This is a genomic window from Sphaerisporangium sp. NBC_01403 (genome assembly GCF_045040145.1).
Lineage (GTDB): Bacteria > Actinomycetota > Actinomycetes > Streptosporangiales > Streptosporangiaceae > Sphaerisporangium > Sphaerisporangium viridialbum.
The window spans coordinates 3457226-3476060 of the sequence record NZ_CP109534.1 but is presented as its reverse complement, the minus strand read 5'-3'; the positions used below and the strand labels follow the sequence as shown (position 1 = coordinate 3476060).

The following is an 18835-nucleotide window of genomic DNA, read 5'->3' as shown; positions in this document are numbered from 1 at the left end:
GTATAACGTGATCAGGTCACATCGGGGTCAAGCGCCAGCGAAGTCACCCGTACCGCAAAATGCCGGATGACCGCCCGGCTGGAAGGCCGGACGGTCATCTGACGCGCACGAGGGCCGGCCCGTCAGGCCGCGCCTCGATCGGCGGCCTTCAGGGCGTGGCGGCCGCTACACGCTGTAGACCTGGAACTCGGAGATCTGCGCGGCGGGCCAGCCGGTGTTGCCGGTGAACTTGAGCTGGATCTGGCGCAGGGGGGTGGCGGGGAAGGTGATCGTCACGGTGTTGCCGGTCGCCGGGTTGAAGGTGTAGCCCCGTGACCCCACCAGCGTTCCGTACGGGGGGCCGCTCGTGCCGCCCAGCACCGTCAGGGTCTGGGTCCTGGTCCCCCAGGTCGCCGGCGGCGGCAGGGTGAGCACGATCTTGCTGACGCTCGTGGGGAACCCGAGGTCGACGGTGAGCGTCTGCGGCCAGGCGTTGTTGGCGCTCTCCCAGTACGAGAGGGCGTTGCCGTCGTTGGCGTAGTACTGCCAGAATCCCGGTGTGGAGCTGCTCGCGGTGATCGGCTTGCCCGCGGCGAGGTTCGGCTCGGCGGGCGGCGGCGGGGCCGTGCCGGTGAACTGCTCCACCCAGTACCTGGTCCGGTCCAGATAGGCGGTCTCGGCGGCGGCGCCCGTCTTGCCGTAGGCGCCGTTGAAGGTCTGGTAGCCGAACCCGGCGGGCGGGGCGGAGGACGCCGGCTCCAGCACCGAGCCCTCGTGCCACTCGTTGAACGAGGTGACAGAGACCCAGCTCGGCGGCCCGCCGTTGGCCGCGGCCAGGGCGTTCTGCCACTCGGTGTCGTAGGTGGCGCCGTTGTTCCGCGCGAGCGTCGGGGTGGTGTTTCCGGGCACGGCGCGGTCGTCGATGTACCCGGGGCCGACCGACGGGGCCCACACCAGGCCGTTCGCCTTGCAGAAGTCGCTCGCGCCCTTCCAGCCGGGCGCGGTCGCGCCGGCGATGGCGTCGTAGGTGTACATGCCGCCGAAGTGCGCGACCTTGGAGGTGTCGGTGGTCTGCGCGAGCACGATGCTGCTCGACTTCACCTGGTCCAGCGCGGTCCAGTCGGTGATCCGCAGGCTCTCGAAGACGTAGAACGCGCCGCGGTTGCCGTGCGCGCCGTCACGGTAGAACGCCGGGCTGCTCCCGTACTTGGAGTTGATGTAGTTGATGTCGGCGACCGTCGACGCGGCCGTGCGCCCGCTGTACGGCTCCAGGTGCCAGGCCACCTTGATCCCGAACCGCGCGGCCGTGGCGAGCACCCCCGCGGCGAGTTGGTCCTCGTAGGAGCCCTGCCCCCACCAGCTGAAGACGATGACGCCCGCGCCCGACTGCTGGATCCACCGCATGTGCTGGCTGACCGCGCCGGCGAGGTCGCCGGAGTCGTACGCGCCGAGCTTCGGGTAGAGGTCCGCGCCGATGTCGCTGGGCGGGTTGTGGCCGCCCTGCGGCCAGTGCCGGTAGCTCCCCGCCACGGCGGGGGAGCCGTACCAGGGGTAGTAGAACAGATGGACGTCGGTGTTGGTGTGCGCCGCCGCGGCGGCCGCGGCTCCGGAGGCGGCTTGGGGGGCGGATCCAGAGGCGAGGGCCGGCTGGGCCGGCACCGACATCAGACCGGACGCCATGAGCAGGACGGCAGCGGCTGTCACGCTGCGCCAGTTGGGCATGGTGTTGACTCCTCGCGTCGATGGGGGCCGCCGGTGCCGCGTCGACGGGCGTTCCGCGTGTCCGCGCCTACTTCCGCGCTCACTTCCGCATTGATGCCGGCCGGCCATGGCAGGTCCTGGCCTTCCATGGCCGGCCGGAGAGAGTCCCGTCCATCCGCCCGATTCGAGCGGCACCACCGCGGCGAAGCCGAAGTCGGCGGGAACGGCTCCGTCACGGGTCTGGTCGGCCGGACGGACGGGAGTTCAGGGGGCGATCACCGCAACTCTCTTCGTGAAATTTCACACATCGACGAGCAACTTGCGGGACTACGGAACTTATTTGCAGGACTTGTCGAATTAAAGAGCGCCCTTCGGTCACGTGCAAGTGTCGAAGCGCTTCGCCTTCCGTAACGCTTCTGTAACGTGAGTCGCCGCGTCGCGCCGACCTCGGGGTGTCCGGGGGATGCGAAGTCGTTACCACCTGTGGGGATTTACGGCAGGGTCTCCTCGTGTTAGAACTCGGTTAATTGTTCTTGGATACATACAAACTGGGCGTGGTGATGGCGTGGCACAGAGGCAACCTCCGACTCGCGCGGCAGGAGTCCGCGCGCAGGCGGCGGGTCACGCCTCGCTCCGCCGTGCCAACCTCGCCCTCGTGCTGCGCCACCTGCGCGACGAGGGATCCTGCTCCCGCTCCGACATCGCGGACGCGACCGGCCTGCACCGGGCGACCGTATCGAGCCTGATGGCGGAGCTGCTCGACCGGGGCCTGGTCCGCGAGGTCGGCATCGAGCACGTGGGCGCCGTCGGCCGTCCCCGGCGGGCCGTGGCGCTGGACGGCTCCCACGTCGGCATCCTCGGCACCGAGATCAACGTCGACTACGTCGCCGTCTACGGCACCGACCTCGGCGGCCGGGTCCTGGTCGAGCGGCGCGTCGGCTTCGACGCCATGGGCATGGGCCCCGACCGCTCGCTCAAGGAGCTGGGCCGGGTGGCCAAGGACGCCATCGACGACCTCGTCCGCGCCGGGGCCTCCCCCGCGGGCATCGGGGTGGCGGTCCCCGGCCTGGTCGACGTCGCCCGTGGTCACGTGGCCTTCGCGCCCAACCTCGGCTGGCGCGACCTGCCCCTGGCCGAGCGGCTGCGCTCCGAGATCGGCGACGTGCGTGCACCGGTCATGGTGGACAACGACGCCAACCTCGCGGCCCTGGCCGAGTACACCGGCGGCGTCGCCGCGGGCACGGCCGACATGGTCTACCTCACCGGGGAGGTCGGGGTCGGCGGCGGCATCGTCGTCGGCGGCCGGCTGCTCCGCGGCGCCGACGGGTTCTCCGGGGAGGTCGGGCACCTGCCCGTCGACCCGACGGGCAGCCGCTGCGGCTGCGGGCGCACCGGCTGCTGGGAGACCAAGGTCGGGCTGGCCACGCTGGTGAGGGCGGTCACGCCCGAGCTGGCGTACGAGCTCGGCACCGCGCCGATGCCCGACCCCGAGGAGAGGGTGGCCGACATCGCCCGTGGCCTGGCCCTGGGCGACCCGCGCATGCTGTCCGCGGTGGCGGAGGTCGGGCGATGGCTGGGGCTCGGCGGCTCCATCCTGGTCAACCTCTTCAACCCGAGGGTCATCGTGCTCGGTGGCTACTTCGCGAAGCTCGCCGAGCGGCTGATCCCGCCCGCCCAGGCGGAGCTGGAGCGCCTGGTGATCGCCGGACCCGCGGCCCGCTGCCGGTTCCTGGCGTCCGGCCTCGGCTTCGGCGCCGCCTCGCGCGGCGCCGCGAGCATGGTGGTCGACCAGGTGATCAATGACCCAGCCGCGATCGGCCTGGCCCCGGTCGCGGCCCCAACAAATCTGGCAGGGAGATGACGATTTCTTTCATGATTTGATACGCTTTTTGCAGCACTTCTCGTGGCCGGGCGGAACGCAGGCCCGGCGGTACACGACCTGGAGGCGGCACCCCTCCAGGGGCACAGCGGCACAGCACACTGCACCCCCCAACCGCAGTACCCGGCAACAAGCGCGGCGGCGCGCGCCTTGCCTGACTGACCCCCCAAGTCAGGAAAGGACCCCCCATGTCACCACGTCCTCGGTCGTGGACACGACTACTCGCCTCGGTCACGCTGGTAATCTCCGGCGGCCTGGCGACGGTCTCGGCCACCGGCCCGGCGGCGAACGCCTCCGTGATCCCGGCCTCCGACTACCAGCAGGTCAACCTGGCCACCGGAGGCGCGGCGCTCGGCGAGGCCATGTCCCTCGCGGTGCTCCCCAACCGCTCGGTGATCCACACCGCCCGTGACGGCACAGTGCGGGTCACCACCTCGGCCGGCAGCACCAAGCAGGCCGGCAAGCTCAACGTCTACACCCACGACGAAGAGGGCCTGCAGGGCGTCGCGGTCGACCCGGGCTTCGCGACCAACCGCTACGTCTGGCTGTACTACTCGCCCAGGCTGAGCACGCCGGACGGTGACGCGCCGACCAGCGGCACGCAGGCGCAGTTCGACGCGTGGAAGGGCAACCTGAACCTGTCGCGCTTCACCCTGAACGCCGACGACACGCTCAACATGGCCAGCGAGAAGGTCGTGCTCCAGGTCGCCAACGACCGCGGCCAGTGCTGCCACGTCGGCGGCGACATCGACTTCGACGCGGCGGGCAACCTGTACCTCACCACGGGTGACGACACCAACCCGTTCGAGTCCAACTCGTACTCGCCGCTCGACGAGCGCACCGACCGCAACCCGCAGTTCGACGCGCAGCGGTCCTCCGCCAACAGCAACGACCTGCGCGGCAAGCTCCTGCGCATCCACCCGGAGGCCAACGGCACCTACACCATCCCCTCGGGCAACCTGTTCCCGCCGGGGACGGCCAAGACGCGGCCCGAGATCTACGGCATGGGTTTCCGCAACCCGTTCCGCATGTCGGTCGACAAGGCCACCGGCATCGTCTACCTGGGTGACTACGGCCCGGACGCCGGCGGTCCTGACCCGAACCGAGGCCCGGGCGGCCAGGTGGAGTTCAACCGGATCACCAGCGCGGGCAACTTCGGCTGGCCGTACTGCACCGGCACGAACACCACCGCCGAGACCTACAACAAGTACACCTTCCCCAGCGGCCCCTCAGGGGCGAAGTTCGACTGCGCGGGCGGGGCGACCAACGCGTCCTTCCGCAACACCGGCGTGGCCAAGCTGCCCGCGGCCAAGCCGAGCTGGATCAGGTACGGCGGCGAGGCCGGCTCCCCGCCGGAGTTCGGCGGCGGCTCCGAGTCACCGATGGGCGGTCCGGTCTACCGGTACGACGCCTCGCTGAACTCCGCCATCAAGTTCCCGCAGTCCCTGGACGGCAGGTTCTTCGCCGGCGAGTACGGCCGCAGGTGGATCAAGGCCATTCAGGTCAACGCGGACGGCAGCCCCGGTGACATCGGGGCCTTCCCCTGGACCGGCACGCAGGTCATGGACATGGCCTTCGGCCCGGACGGCGCGCTGTACGTGCTCGACTACGGCACCGGCAGCAACAACCAGGCCCTCTGGCGGATCGAGTACATCGGCGGGACCAACCGCAACCCGATCGCCAAGGCGTCCGCCAACAAGACCTCGGGTCCCAGCCCGCTCGCCGTGACCTTCTCCTCGGCCGGCAGCTCCGACCCCGAGGGCGGCGCGCTGACCTACTCGTGGAACTTCGGCAACGGCGCCACCTCCACCGCGGCCAACCCCACGTACACCTACACCACCAACGGCACCTACACGGCGACGCTGACCGTCAAGGACCCCCAGGGGCTGACCGGGACCGCGAGCGTCATCGTGAGCGTCGGCAACACCGCCCCCACCGTGACGCTCACGCAGCCGGTCGACGGCCAGCTGTTCTCCTTCGGCGACACCGTGCCCTTCCAGGTCAGCGTCAGCGACCCGGAGGACGGCACGATCGACTGCAGCAAGGTGACGGTCACCTACAGCCTCGGTCACGACAGCCACGCTCACCAGATCACCTCCAAGACCGGCTGCAGCGGATCCATCGCGGTCCCGGTCGACGGTGAGCACGACGCGGCGGCGAACATCTTCGGCGTCTTCACCGCCTCCTACACCGACAAGGGCGGCCTGACCTCGACCAGCACCCGCACGCTCCAGCCGAGGCACCGCCAGGCCGAGCACTTCGGCGCGCAGAACGGCATCCAGACCGCCGACCACGCCGGGGCCGAGGGCGCCAAGACCGTCGGCTTCACCGACAACGGCGACTGGATCTCCTTCACGCCCTACAACGTCTCCAACGCCCAGAGCATCACCGCGAGGGTCTCCTCCGGCGGCGCCGGCGGCACGCTGGAGGTGCGGGCGGGTTCGGCGACCGGCACCCTGCTCGGGTCGGTCAACGTCGCCAACACCGGCAGCTGGGACACCTTCGTGAACGTCACCGGGAACCTCACCAACGTCCCGGCCGGCACCACGACGCTGTACCTGGTGTTCAAGGGCGTGACCGGCCAGGGCAACCTGTTCGACCTCGACGCCTACACCCTCAACACCGGCACCGGCGGCTCCACCACGACCGAGGGCGAGGCCTTCACCTCGCAGTCGGGCGTGCAGACGGCCGGCCACGCGGGCGCCAGCGGCGGCCTGACGCTCGGCTACATCGACAACGGCGACTGGGCCGGGTACTCGCAGGTGAACACCCAGGGCGCGAAGACCTTCTCGGCCCGGGTGTCCTCCGGCGGCCCCGGCGGCACCATCCAGATCCGCTCCGGCTCGCAGACCGGCACCCTCCTCGGTTCGGTCAACGTCGCCAACACCGGCAGCTTCGACAACTTCACGACGGTGTCGACCACGCTGACCGGCACGGCGACCGGACCGCTGTTCCTGTCGTTCACCGGCGGCAGCGGCTCGCTGTTCGACATCGACACCTTCACCATCACCCGCTAGCGGCACTGCCGGAACGGCGCGGGCTCCGGGAAGGGGCCCGCGCCGCCCGGATCGGCCAGCCCGGCGCGGGGGTCACCTCGCGCCGGGCGAGCCGTAGACGAAAGGACAGCCATGCTCCGCGCCCTACGGGGTGGTCTGGCAGTGATCGCCGCCACCCTGATCGTCACCCAGTTCGCACCCACTGCCGCCCACGCGGCGGACCCCGCCTACAAGGTGCTGGTCTTCTCCAAGACCGCCGGGTTCCGGCACGACTCCATCCCCACCGGCATCCAGACGATCCGCGACCTCGGCACCGCGAACAACTTCACCGTCACCGCCACCGAGGACGCCACGGCCTTCACCACGGCCAACCTCGCGCAGTTCAAGACGGTCGTCTTCCTCAGCACGACCGGCGACGTGCTCAACGACGCCCAGCAGACGGCCTTCACCTCGTACGTCAACGGTGGCGGCGGCTACGTCGGCATCCACGCCGCCGCCGACACCGAGTACGACTGGCCGTACTACGGCCAGCTGGTCGGCGCCTGGTTCAAGAGCCACCCGGCGATCCAGCAGGCGACGGTCAAGAACGAGGACCGCACGCACCCCGCCACCTCGGGCCTCGCGGCCACGTGGTCGCGGACCGACGAGTGGTACAACTACCGCACCAACCCCCGGTCGACCGTCCACGTGCTGCAGAGCCTGGACGAGGGCAGCTACACCGGCGGCGAGATGAGCGGGGACCACCCGATCACCTGGTGTCACCCGCAGGCGTCCGGCCGGTCGTTCTACACCGGTCTCGGGCACACGATCGAGTCCTACGCGGACCCGGCCTACCGGGCGCTGCTGCTCGGCGGCATCAGGTACACGGCGGGCATGGTCACGGCCAACTGCGCCCCGCCGACCGGCCCCCCTCCGGGCGGCACGATCGAGGCGGAGTCGTTCACGTCGCAGTCGGGCGTGCAGGCGGCGGGCCACGCGGGCGCGAGCGGCGGTAACACGCTCGGCTACATCGACAACGGCGACTGGGCCGGGTACGCGTCGGTGAGCACGGTCGGGGCGACCGGGTTCACGGCCCGCATCTCCTCGGGCGGGCCGGGCGGCACGATCCAGATCCGCTCGGGCTCGCAGACCGGGCCCGTGCTCGGCTCGGTGAACGTTCCCTCGACCGGAGGCTGGGAGAACTTCCAGAACGTGACGACGACGCTGAACGGTTCGGGGACGGGGTCGCTGTTCCTGACCTTCACCGGCGGCGCCGGCTCGCTGTTCGACGTGGACACCTTCTCGCTGACCAAGACCACCGCCCCCACCCCGGTGGAGGGCGAGTCGTACACCTCGCAGTCGGGCGTGCAGGTCGCGAACCACGCGGGCGCCAGCGGCGGCAAGACGGTCGGCTACATCGACAACGGCGACTGGGCCGGGTACGCGTCGGTGAGCACGGCCGGGGCGACCGGGTTCACGGCCCGCATCTCCTCGGGCGGCGCGGGCGGGGCGATCCAGGTCCGCTCGGGCTCGCAGACGGGCACGCTGCTGGGCACGGTCACGGTTCCGTCGACCGGCAGCTTCGACACCTTCCAGAACGTGTCCACGACGCTGAGCGGTTCGGCGTCGGGACCGGTGTTCCTGGTCTTCACCGGTAACGGGGGATCCCTGTTCGACGTGGACACCTTCACGATCACCAAGTAATAACGTAGAGGTGATCTCTGCCCGGAACGCCCTCATTTGGGTGTTCCGGGCATCGGTGGTGTTCCGGGCATACGGATGTCCGGGTCCCACGGGCGTCCCGGCGATGGGAGCCGGGGCGGAGACCCTCTCTGCTCCACCGCAAGAGGCCGGCCAGTCGGCGGCCGGCTCGTGAGAAGAAGGAGAAGCTGATGGACGTCGGAGTCTGGCTGGTCGGGGCACGGGGATCGGTGGCCACCACGGTCGTCACCGGGGCGGCGGCGTTACGGTCCGGCCTCGCGGCGCCCATCGGATGCGTGACGGAGGGGTCCGACTTCGCGGCAGCGGGACTGCCGCCGCTGGACCGGCTGGTCTTCGGCGGCCACGACATCGCGAGCACGCCGCTGCCCAAGAGGGCCGAGGAGCTCAGCCGCGCCGGGGTCATCCCCCCGCCGCTCGCCGAGCTCGTACGCCAGGACCTCGAGGCGGCGGACGCGGAGGTCCGGCCCGGCATCGCCGCCGGAGAGCGGCCCGGTTCCATGGCGGGCACGGAGATCGGCGAGGAGGCCGGGGAGGAGACCCAGGCCGCCATCGCCCGCAGGCTCGTCCGCGACATCAGCGACTTCCGCGAGCGCCGGGGCCTCGCCCGGGTGGTCGTGATCCACGTCGCCTCCACCGAGCCGCCCGCCCGGCCGCACCCGGCGCACCAGAGCCTCGCGGCGCTGACCAGCGCCCTGGAACTCCCGGGGAACGTGCTGCCGCCCAGCTCGCTGTACGCCTTCGCCGCGCTCAGCGCGGGTTGCGCGTACGTCGACTTCACCCCCTCCACCGGCGTTTCACTCCCCGCGCTGGACGAGCTGGCCCGCACGCAGGGCGTCCCGTACGCCGGCCGTGACGCCAAGACGGGGGAGACCCTGGTCAAGACGGCGCTGGCCCCGATGTTCGCCGACCGCGCTCTCGCCGTGCGGTCGTGGTCGGGGACGAACCTGCTCGGCGGGGGCGACGGCGCCACCCTGGCCGACCCCGCAGCCGGGGAGAGCAAGCGGATCTCCAAGGACCGGGCGCTGCCCGGCATACTCGGCCATCAGGTCGAGGGCCAGACCCACATCGACCACGTGCCGCACCTCGGCGACTGGAAGACCGCCTGGGACCACATCACCTTCGAGGGCTTCCTCGGCGTGCGGATGACGCTGCAGTTCACCTGGCAGGGCTGCGATTCGGCGCTCGCCGCGCCCCTGGTGCTGGACCTCGCCAGGCTGATGGCCCGCGCGCACGAGCGCGGCCGCTCGGGGGCCGTCAAGGAGCTGGGCTTCTTCTTCAAGGACCCCATCGCCCTGGACGAGCACCGCCTCCAGAGCCAGTACGAGCTGCTCCGCGCCTTCGCCGGGGCACTCTCGTGACCGTCGACCTCGCGACGCTGGCCGAACTGGTCCGGGCCCCCGCCGCGCTCACCGTGCCCGGCGACGTCTCCGCCGGAGGGTCGGTCAGGCCGGGCCTCGCGCTGTCGTCGGTCTGCCTGTACTGGGCGGGCATGGCGCTGAACGACTACGCCGACCGCGACCTGGACGCCGTCGAACGGCCCGAGCGGCCGATCCCGTCGGGGCGCGTGCGGCCGGGCCAGGCGCTCGGCCTCGCCGCCGGGCTGACCGCGCTGGGCCTGGTGGCCGCCGCCAGGACCGGCGGGCGCGGAGCCCTCGGCGTCGCCACCGGCCTGGCCGCCGTCGTGTGGGCCTACGACCTCGCCCTGAAGGACACGGCCGCCGGCCCGCTGGCGATGGCCGCCGCGCGCGGGCTGGACGTGGTCCTCGGAGGCACGTCGGGCGCCTCTCCCGGAGAGGGGAAGGCGCGCATGCTCGCGGCGGGCGCCGTGGCCGCGCACACCTATGGCGTCACCGCGCTGAGCCGGGGCGAGGTCGGGGGAGGATCGAAGGCCAGGTCCGCCACCGCCCTCACCGCGACAGCCGTCGCCACCGGCCTCGCGGCCGTCCACGTCTCCACCGTCACCGCATCCGCCGTCGCCCCCGTGCGTCCGGGCGCGCTCGCATTGCGCAAGCTGGCCGGGTTCGGGCTCACGGCGGCGTACGCGGGGCTGGTGGGCCGGGCGCAGCTCGACGCCGCCCGCCACCCCGACGCGGGGCGCACCCGGGCGGCCGTGGGTCAGAGCATCCTCGGGTTGCTGCCCCTGCAGGCCGCGCTCACCGCCGGACGCGGGGGGCTCGCCACGGCCGTCGCGCTCGCGGCGGCCCATCCCCTGGCCAGGAAGCTGTCGAGAAAGGTCTCCCCGACGTGAGATTCGGCTACGGCACCAACGGCTTCAGCAACCACCGCCTGGACGAGGCTCTCGTCGTGCTGGCCGACATGGGATACGACGGCGTCGCGCTGACCCTGGACGCCGGGCATCTGGACCCCTACGCGGCCGACATCGGCCACCAGGTGGACCGGGTCGCCAAGCGGCTGCGCGACCTCGACCTGTCCGTGGTGATCGAGACGGGCGGGCGCTACGTCATCGACCCGCTCCGCAAGCACCATCCGACGCTGCTCCACCCCCCGGAGGCGGCGGCGGCCCGCGTCGACCTGCTGCTGCGCGCCGTGCGCATCGGCGCCGACCTCGGCGCGGAGGCCGTCTCCTTCTGGAGCGGGATCCGTCCTCCCGAGGTGGGCGAGGAGGAGGCCTGGCGCAACCTGGTCGCCGGGGTCGCGGCCGTGCTGGGCGAGGCGGGCGCCCGCGACGTCACGCTCGGCTTCGAACCGGAGCCCGGCATGCTCGTCGACACCATCGCCGGGTTCGAGCGCCTGCACGAGCTGGCGGGAAGACCCGAACGGCTCGGCCTGACCCTGGACATCGGCCACTGCCGCTGCCTTGAGCCCGACCCGGTGCCCGACTGCGTGCGCAGGGCGGGGCCGCACCTGGTCAACGTGCAGATCGAGGACATGCGGCGCGGCGTGCACGAGCACCTGGAGTTCGGCGAGGGGGAGATCGACTTTCCGCCGGTCCTCGCCGCGCTGGACGAGACCGGGTACCGGGGCCTGGTGAGCGTGGAGCTGCCGCGGCACAGCCACGCCGCGCCCCTGGTCGCCGCGCATTCCCTGCGCTTTCTGCGCGAGCTGGAGCCACCCGGCCTGGGAGTGGCGCAGTGAAGGAAAGCCGAGCCGTGAGAGGTGGGAGACCATGATGACCACGTCATACGTACCCGGGCCTGACCTGGGTGAGGCGGGCGCCCGCTGGCTGAAGGCGTCCACGGAACGCGTCCGCGAGGACGAGGCGGCGCTCGCCGCGCTGTTCCCCGCGGCCGGGCGGGCCTGCGGCCGGGGCCCGATCCCCGGCGAGCCCGGCTGGACGGTCGACCAGGCGGTGCGGGCCGAGCTGCTGCTCGCGCTGCCCTCGACAGGGGCACCGCTCGGACGCACCCTGTTCGAGCTGTACGCCCACGGGGACGCCGCCGAGCGGCTCGCCGTGCTCAAGGCGCTGCCCGCGCTCGCCGCCGGGCGGGCGCTCGGCGACGCGGGGCTGCCGATCGTGCGGGACGCGCTGCGCACCAACGACGCCCGGCTCGTGGCGGCCGCCCTCGGCCCCTACGCGGCGGAGCACCTGCCCGATCACTCCTACAGGCAGGCCGTGCTGAAGTGCGTGTTCATCGGGGTGCCGCTCAGCGCCGTCGCCGGGCTCGACCGGCGGGCGGACGAGGAGCTGGCCAGGATGCTGGCCGACTACGCGCAGGAGCGCCTGATGGCCGGGCGCGAGGTGCCCCCGGACGTGTGGCCGCTGGTGGAACGCCACCCGGCCGTGCTGACCAAGGTCCGCGCCCTGCTCGCCGAAGGCCACCCGCACGCTTCAGCCTGATCGAAGAGGAACCACCATGCGAATTTTCGACCCGCACATCCATATGACCTCACGCACGACCGACGACTACGAGCGCATGTACGCGGCCGGGGTGCGCGCCGTGGTCGAGCCGGCCTTCTGGCTGGGCCAGCCGCGCACGTCGCCCGACACGTTCGCCGACTACTTCGACGGGCTCCTCGGCTGGGAGCCCTACCGCGCCGCGCAGTTCGGCATCGTCCACCACTGCACGATCGCGCTGAACCCCAAGGAGGCCAACGACCCGCGCCTGCGGCCGGTGCTCGACCTGCTCCCGCGCTACCTCGCCAAGGACCGCGTCGTCGCGGTCGGCGAGATCGGCTACGACGACATCACCCCGGCCGAGGACGAGGCGCTGGCGCGGCAGCTCGCCCTGGCCATCGAGCACGACCTCCCGGTGCTCGTCCACACCCCGCACCGCGACAAGGCCTCCGGCACCAGGCGCACGCTCGACGTCGTCCGCGAGTCCGGCCTGCCGCCCGAGCGGGTGCTGGTCGACCACCTCAACGAGATGACGGTCGGCATGGTGAAGGAGAGCGGCTGCTGGATGGGCTTCTCCGTCTACCCCGACACCAAGATGGACGAGGCCAGGATGGTCGCGATCCTCAAGGAGTACGGGCCGGAGCGGGCGCTGGTCAACTCGGCCGCCGACTGGGGCCGCAGCGATCCGCTGAAGACGCGGGCCGTGGCCGACGCCATGCTCGGCGCCGGGTTCGCGGAGGCCGAGGCGGAGGCCCTCCTGTGGGACAACCCCGTCGCCTTCTACGGCCAGAGCGGCCGCCTGGACCTCACGGACGTGACCGCCGGCCAGGAGTACGCGGGCAACAGCATCCTCCGCGGGGCGCCCCGTGACTAGGCGCGCGGCCGATCACGCGAGGGGGGCTTCGTCATGAGGTTCCGGCATCCGGACGGTTCGGTGGTCCACGTGGCCTACTGCACCAACGTCCATCCCGCCGAGGACGTGGCCGGAGTGCTCGACCAGCTCCGCCGCTACGCGGGGCCGGTGCGCGAGAGGCTCGGCGTGCCGAGGCTCGGGCTCGGGCTGTGGCTGTCGCGGCCGGTCTGCGACGCGCTGACCGCCGAGCCCGGTGAGGCCGTACGGCTGCGGGAGGCGCTCGCCGGGCACGGGCTGGAGGTCGTCACCCTCAACGGGTTCCCCTACCAGGGATTCCACGACTACGAGGGCGAGAGCGACGCCGGGTCGGCCGTGCCGGGGTCGCCCAAGCTGCGCGTCTACCACCCCGACTGGACCACGGAGGCGAGGCTCGGCTACACGCTGGCCCTGGCCCGCGTGCTCGCGGGCCTGCTACCCGACGACGTGCGGTCGGGCAGCATCTCGACCCTTCCGCTCGCCTGGCGCACGCCCTGGACGCCCGAGCGTTCCGGCACGGCGGCGCGCATGCTCGACCGGCTCGCCGAGGGACTCGCCGAGGTGGCCGCCACGACGGGCCGTACGATCCGGGTCGGCTTCGAGCCCGAGCCCGGCTGCGTCGTGGAGAACACGACGCAGGCGGCGCACCATCTGGGCGGGGCGGACCACGACTACCTCGGCGTCTGCCTGGACGCCTGCCATCTCGCCGTGCAGTTCGAGGAGCCAGGCGAGGCCGTGGCGCGGCTGGCCGAGGCGGGCCTGCCGGTGGTGAAGCTCCAGGCGTCGTGCGCGCTCCAGGTCGACCACCCCTCGGACGCGGAGTCCCGGGAGGCGCTCGCGGCCTTCGCCGAGCCGCGCTTCATCCACCAGACCCGCGAGCCGGGCGGGGCCCCCGGCGGCGGCCTGCTGCAGGCCGACGACCTCGGCGAGGCGCTCGGCGGGGAACTGCCGGGCGACGCGCCCTGGCGGGTCCACTTCCACGTCCCGCTGCACGCCACCCCGGCCCCGCCGCTCGCCTCGACGCAGGGCGTGCTGGACGAGACCCTGCGCACGCTGCTCGCGGGGCCCTCGGCGCTGACCCGCCACGTCGAGGTGGAGACCTACACCTGGCAGGCGCTGCCAGAAGACCGACGACCCAAGACCGACGAGGCCCTGGTGGAGGGGATCGCGCTGGAGCTCGCCTGGATGCGCGACCGCCTCATCGACCTCGGACTGAAAGAGGAGACCCCGTGACGATCGGAACGAACGGCGCCGTGAGGCCGCTGGTGGTCATCGACGTGGTCGGCCTGACCCCCCGCCTGCTCGAATCCATGCCCAACCTGTCGCGGCTCGGCCGCCCCGCCCCGCTCGGGACGGTGCTCCCGGCCGTGACCTGCTCGGTGCAGTCGACCCTGCTCACCGGTGCCCTGCCGCGTGACCACGGGATCGTCGGCAACGGCTGGTACTTCCGCGACCTCGGCGAGGTCCTGTTGTGGCGCCAGCACAACGCCCTGGTCGAGGGGCCCAAGATCTGGGACGACGCCCGCAGGGTCCACCCCGGTTACCGCGTCGCCAACATCTGCTGGTGGTACGCCATGGGCGCCGCCACCGACTTCACGGTGACACCCCGGCCCATCTACCACGCCGACGGCCGCAAGGGCCCCGACTGCTACACCACCCCGCCGTCGCTGCGCGTGGACCTCACCCGGGAGCTCGGCCGCTTCCCGCTGTTCTCGTACTGGGGGCCCAAGGCGGGCATCGCGTCCAGCCAGTGGATCGTGGACGCCTCCCGGATCATGCTCGCCCGGGAGAACCCGGACCTGACCCTCGTCTACATCCCCCACCTCGACTACGACCTGCAGCGGTTCGGCCCGTCGGGGCCGGAGGCCGTGGCCGCCGCCCGCGAGATCGACGCCGCGCTCAAGCCGCTGCTGGACGACGCGGACGCCATGGGGGCGGTGACGGTCGTGCTGTCGGAGTACGGCATCACCGATGTCTCCCGCCCGGTCGACATCAACCGGGTCCTGCGCCAGGAGGGCCTGCTGTCGGTCTACCGGCAGGCCGGCATGGAGTACCTCGACCCCTGGACCTCGCGCGCGTTCGCCGTCGCCGACCACCAGCTCGCCCACATCTACGTGAAGGACCCCGCCGACGTGGCCAAGGTGCGGTCCATCCTGTCCGCGCTGCCGGGCGTCGACGAGGTGCTGGACGAGGCGGGCAAGGCGGCGCACGGCCTCGACCACGCTAGGGCCGGTGAGCTGGTGGCGGTCGCCACGCCCGAGTCGTGGTTCACCTACTACTACTGGCTGGACGACGACCTCGCCCCGGACTTCGCCCGGCTGGTCGACATCCACCGCAAGCCCGGCTACGACCCCGCCGAGCTGTTCCTCAACCCCGAGGACCCGTTCGTCAAGGCCAAGGCCGGGATGGCGCTCGCCCGCAAGACCCTGGGCTTCCGCTACACGATGCCGGTCGTCCCGCTGGACCCGGCCCCCGTACGCGGCAGCCACGGGCGCCTGCCCAGCGACCTCCGCGACGCCCCGGTGCTGCTGTGCAGTGAGCCGCTCGACCAGGAGTCGTACGCCGCCACCGAGGTGAAGTCCCTCTGCCTCCGCCTGGCGGGGATCACCGCGTAGCCCGTCGTGAACACCGGCCCGGAAGCCATTGCCTCGGCGTGGCTTCCGGGCCGCTTTCTGCTCCAGGCCCGTCGGTGACGTCCGCGACTTCGTCCGCCGCGTCCGCCGATCGCCGGCGAGGTGTCACGCGCATGGGCCGCCTCACTGGTGCGGGGGCAGGTGGCCCAGGCCGTTCTCCAGGAGGGCGAACGCGTGCTCGGCGTCGCTCACCGCGCCCGGGTAACGCGCCTCGGCGGTCTCGCCCGACGCCAGCCGCTCGGCATTGTCGAGCGCCAGCGACCATTGCACCGCGACGAGCTGGGCGGAAGCCAGCCGGGCGGTGAGCCGCGGGACCTCCGCCGTCTCGCGCAACGCCTCGGCGAGGGTGCGCTCGGCGGTGGCCTTGAACCGCTCCATGCGGGAGACCAGGGCGGGGGTGTTGAGGATCATGCGCAGGAGCGCGCGCACCGCGGGGTGGTCGTTGAGCCCGGTGATCGGGTCGCGCCTGCGCAGCCCGTCGAGGAAGTGCTCGCGCAGCGCGGCCAGCGGCGTGATGCCCGCCGGGCGGCCCCGCACCACGCGCGCGGCCTCGGTCTCGTGGTCGGCGAGGCGGTGGACCACGAGGTCCTCCTTGGCCGGGAAGTACGCGAAGAGGGTGCGCCTCGACACCTCGGCCGCCTCGGCCACCTGGGACACCGAGACCTGGTCGAAGCCGTGCTCAAGGAACAGCGCGATCGCCGCCTCGGAGATCGCCGCATGAGTCCGCCGCTTCTTGCGCTCGCGCAGTCCGGGTTCGTCGCTCACGGCGGCCATGGTAACAGCGAACTGCACTTGGGCTCTTTCTGCACCTGGTATACATTTGCACTCAGTCGAGACGAGGGGTGCGAAAGAATGCTGACGGAGATCGAGACCGAAGTCGCCATCGCGGGCGCCGGCCCGACCGGGCTGATGCTCGCGTTCGAGCTGGCCTTGGCGGGGGTCGACACCCTGGTGCTGGAGAAACTGCCACGGCGCATCGAGCAGGTGAAAGGCGGCGCGATCCAGCCTCGCACCGCCGAGCTGCTGGAGCTGCGCGGCCTGGTGGAGCCGTTGCGGGCCCGGGCCACGACGCGCGATCCGGTGGGCGGGCATTTCGCGATGCTTCCGGTGCCGCTGGACTGCACCCCCTGGCGCACCAGGCACCCGTACCCCATCGTGATCCCGCAGTGGGTGATCGAGGAGGTGCTGGAGGAGCGCGCCGTGGCCCGTGGCGCGCGGATACTCCGCGACACCGAGGTCACCGCGGTCGAGCCCGGTGACGGCATGAATGCGGGCGAGCCGGGGGAGCCCTGCACCGTGACCTCGGGCGGGGCGGGTGTCACCGTGACCGCGGGCGGATTCCGGGTACGGGCGCGTTACCTGGTCGGGTGCGACGGGGCCCGCAGCACGGTCCGCAAGCTGCTCGGGCTGCCGTTTCCGGGCAGACCCGGGACCTATCTGGCGGTGCTGACCGACATCCGGCTGTCCGCCGCGTCATCGCTGGTGCCGGAGCGGATCGGGCACATCAGCGGCCTCACCCGCCAGGCGAACGGCTACTGGAGCATGCTGGCCCCGATCGGCGGCGACCGCTACAGGTTCACCTTCGGCCGCGAGGACCAGACGGACCTCACCCGCGACACTCCGGTCGGCGAGGAGGAGATCGCCGCCGCGCTGCGGGCCCTGTACGGCGAGGAGACCGTGCTGAGCGGGGTGGACAACTCCTCGCGTTTCACCGACGCCACCCGCCAGCTGGAGTGCTACCGCGCGGGCCGCGTGCTGTTCGCCGGGGACGCCGCGCACATCCACCCGCCGCTCGGCGGCCAGGGCCTGAACCTCGGCGTGCAGGACGCGATCAACCTTGGCTGGAAGCTGGCCGCGACCGTCCAGGGCCGCGCGCCGGACGGCCTGTTGGACACCTACGACACCGAACGGCATCCGGTGGGCACCCAGGTGCTGCACCACACGTCGGCGCAGCGGGTCCTGGCCGATCCCCGGCCGAGCGAGGACGTGGCCGCGCTGCGCGACATCTTCGTCGACCTGCTGCGGTTGCCGGACACCAACCGTCACCTCGCGGGCCTGATGTCCGGCCTGTCGCTCGGCTACGACCTGCCCGGCGGGCACCCGGTCGCCGGACGGCGGGTGCCGGACGCCGACCTGGTCACCGACGCCGGGCCCACTCGGCTGTCGGCCCTGTTCGGTGCCGGGCAGGCCGTCCTGCTCGACCTGGCCGGGATCGTCCCGGCCGATATCCGGCTCGCCAGCCGGATCGACCTGGTCCATGCCAAATGCACCGAGGACCTCGGCGCCGCCGCCCTGCTGTTCCGCCCCGACGGTTACCCCTGCTGGGCCGCCGACGACTCCGCCACCTGCCGCGCCACCCTGCCGGCCGCCATCACCGAGCACCTGTCCCCCCTACCCTGACCACGAGCAACGTCCTCCCTTGCGCCGTCACAGCGGTGCTTCGCGTGCGGCCGCGTCGCCCTCCCTTGCCCCGTCACAGCGGTGCTTCGCGTCCGGTCGCGTCGCCCTCCGTCACAGCGGTGCTTCGCGTCCGGTCGCGCCGCCCTCCCTTTCTCCGCCACAGCGGTGCTTTGTGTTCGGCGCCGAAGCGGTGGGGCGTGGTACGGCGATCTCGGCGCCGCCGTGCGGCGGCCGACCCCGTGAACGTTCGTGGACACCGCTTAAGGCCGGAGGTGGGCTCGGTGGCGGCCTAGATGTAGGAGGGGTGGGCAGGTCAGGCGGGTGCCCGAGCGGCTTGGGAGGGCGAAGGCGATGGCCTTGGCCGGGGCGTCGGTGGCGAAGGTTGTTGTGAGGTAGGCGCGGCAGTGTCCCTGAGAGAGTTCGCGGACCAGAAGCAGGCCGCGACCGTCCTCGGATAGGAGGGTGCTGTTGCTCTCCGAGAACAGGTCCAGGGCGGTCTGCACGCGGGGGCGGTCGAGGACCGCGGGGATCCAGCACAGGTCGGGGTCGCTGTCGATGACCTCACACCACGTGGGCACGCCGCTCAGGCTGAAGACGCGGATCTCGTACGGCGCGCGGCCGTGCTTCTCGCCGTTGGCGGCCAGTTCGGCCGCGATCATCTCGGCGTCGGCGATGTCGTCGCCCGGTACACCTTCTCCCCGGAGCACCTCGCGTACGAACGCACGTGCCCGGCGTGCGGCCGACCCTGGGGTGCAGCGGCGTGACCAGCATGCTGACATCGGCGTACGCCTCTCCCGGAGAACCAACTTCGACGCCGGTGGCTCCTCGACCGGAGACCGGCAGGCGTCCGGAGGGCGTACC

General features: G+C 72.0%; 14 protein-coding genes. 11 read left to right on the top strand and 3 right to left on the bottom strand.

What is annotated here, in order from left to right:
- Positions 1–165 precede the first annotated feature (165 nt).
- Complete coding sequence (locus tag OG589_RS16060) at positions 166–1701, bottom strand: discoidin domain-containing protein (protein WP_405149853.1); 1536 nt, start codon at positions 1699–1701, stop codon at positions 166–168.
- Positions 1702–2245: 544 nt separating this feature from the next.
- On the opposite strand from OG589_RS16060, the gene OG589_RS16055 reads away from it, so the two are divergent.
- The 10 genes from OG589_RS16055 (at position 2246) to OG589_RS16010 (ending at position 15556) form a co-directional block, all read left to right on the top strand.
- Positions 2246–3541 carry an ROK family protein gene (locus tag OG589_RS16055; protein WP_405149851.1) on the top strand — a complete coding sequence of 432 codons (1296 nt, stop codon included), beginning with the start codon at positions 2246–2248 and terminating at the stop codon, positions 3539–3541.
- Positions 3542–3747: 206 nt separating this feature from the next.
- A complete protein-coding gene (locus OG589_RS16050) occupies positions 3748–6576 on the top strand; it encodes a carbohydrate-binding protein (protein WP_405149849.1) in 2829 nt (942 codons plus the stop codon).
- Between the two features lie 141 nt (positions 6577–6717).
- The gene (locus tag OG589_RS16045; protein ID WP_405149847.1) at positions 6718–8238 is read left to right on the top strand and encodes a ThuA domain-containing protein; all 1521 of its coding nucleotides are present in this window, start codon (positions 6718–6720) and stop codon (positions 8236–8238) included.
- A gap of 188 nt (positions 8239–8426) precedes the next feature.
- A complete protein-coding gene (locus OG589_RS16040; RefSeq protein WP_405149845.1) occupies positions 8427–9614 on the top strand; it encodes an inositol-3-phosphate synthase in 1188 nt (395 codons plus the stop codon).
- Positions 9611–10504 (top strand): SCO3242 family prenyltransferase, encoded by an 894-nt coding sequence (locus OG589_RS16035; protein WP_405149844.1) that lies wholly within the window; start codon positions 9611–9613, stop codon positions 10502–10504. Before OG589_RS16040 ends, OG589_RS16035 begins: the two co-directional genes overlap by 4 nt.
- Positions 10501–11352, top strand: coding sequence for a sugar phosphate isomerase/epimerase family protein (locus tag OG589_RS16030; RefSeq protein ID WP_405149842.1), 852 nt, complete (start codon positions 10501–10503; stop codon positions 11350–11352). The genes OG589_RS16035 and OG589_RS16030 overlap by 4 nt, the downstream gene beginning before the upstream one ends.
- A gap of 31 nt (positions 11353–11383) precedes the next feature.
- On the top strand, positions 11384–12055 hold the full coding sequence (locus tag OG589_RS16025) for an EboA domain-containing protein (RefSeq protein WP_405149841.1): 672 nt from the start codon (positions 11384–11386) through the stop codon (positions 12053–12055).
- Positions 12056–12071: 16 nt separating this feature from the next.
- Positions 12072–12926: a TatD family hydrolase gene (locus OG589_RS16020; RefSeq protein ID WP_405149839.1), complete on the top strand. Its 855-nt coding sequence runs from the start codon at positions 12072–12074 to the stop codon at positions 12924–12926.
- Positions 12927–12959: 33 nt separating this feature from the next.
- Positions 12960–14174: a metabolite traffic protein EboE gene (gene eboE / locus OG589_RS16015; RefSeq protein WP_405149837.1), complete on the top strand. Its 1215-nt coding sequence runs from the start codon at positions 12960–12962 to the stop codon at positions 14172–14174.
- Positions 14171–15556 (top strand): alkaline phosphatase family protein, encoded by a 1386-nt coding sequence (locus OG589_RS16010; RefSeq protein WP_405149836.1) that lies wholly within the window; start codon positions 14171–14173, stop codon positions 15554–15556. The genes eboE and OG589_RS16010 overlap by 4 nt, the downstream gene beginning before the upstream one ends.
- Positions 15557–15697: 141 nt before the next feature.
- On the opposite strand, the gene OG589_RS16005 is transcribed toward OG589_RS16010, so the two are convergent.
- A complete protein-coding gene (locus OG589_RS16005) occupies positions 15698–16339 on the bottom strand; it encodes a TetR family transcriptional regulator (protein ID WP_405149834.1) in 642 nt (213 codons plus the stop codon).
- A gap of 87 nt (positions 16340–16426) precedes the next feature.
- On the opposite strand from OG589_RS16005, the gene OG589_RS16000 reads away from it, so the two are divergent.
- Complete coding sequence (locus OG589_RS16000) at positions 16427–17974, top strand: FAD-dependent monooxygenase (protein ID WP_405149832.1); 1548 nt, start codon at positions 16427–16429, stop codon at positions 17972–17974.
- A 260-nt stretch (positions 17975–18234) separates the two neighbouring features.
- On the opposite strand, the gene OG589_RS15995 is transcribed toward OG589_RS16000, so the two are convergent.
- Positions 18235–18753 carry an ATP-binding protein gene (locus OG589_RS15995; RefSeq protein WP_405149831.1) on the bottom strand — a complete coding sequence of 173 codons (519 nt, stop codon included), beginning with the start codon at positions 18751–18753 and terminating at the stop codon, positions 18235–18237.
- Between the last annotated feature and the right edge of the window lie 82 nt (positions 18754–18835).

What these genes read in the sequence shown, in the direction of transcription:
- OG589_RS16060 (WP_405149853.1), bottom strand. Translation starts at nt 1,701, where the DNA reads ATGCCCAACTGGCGCAGCGTGACAGCCGCTGCCGTCCTGCTCATGGCG.
- OG589_RS16050 (WP_405149849.1), top strand. Translation starts at nt 3,748, where the DNA reads ATGTCACCACGTCCTCGGTCGTGGACACGACTACTCGCCTCGGTCACG.
- OG589_RS16040 (WP_405149845.1), top strand. Translation starts at nt 8,427, where the DNA reads ATGGACGTCGGAGTCTGGCTGGTCGGGGCACGGGGATCGGTGGCCACC.
- OG589_RS16025 (WP_405149841.1), top strand. Translation starts at nt 11,384, where the DNA reads ATGATGACCACGTCATACGTACCCGGGCCTGACCTGGGTGAGGCGGGC.
- OG589_RS16020 (WP_405149839.1), top strand. Translation starts at nt 12,072, where the DNA reads ATGCGAATTTTCGACCCGCACATCCATATGACCTCACGCACGACCGAC.
- eboE (WP_405149837.1), top strand. Translation starts at nt 12,960, where the DNA reads ATGAGGTTCCGGCATCCGGACGGTTCGGTGGTCCACGTGGCCTACTGC.
- OG589_RS16000 (WP_405149832.1), top strand. Translation starts at nt 16,427, where the DNA reads ATGCTGACGGAGATCGAGACCGAAGTCGCCATCGCGGGCGCCGGCCCG.
- OG589_RS15995 (WP_405149831.1), bottom strand. Translation starts at nt 18,753, where the DNA reads ATGTCAGCATGCTGGTCACGCCGCTGCACCCCAGGGTCGGCCGCACGC.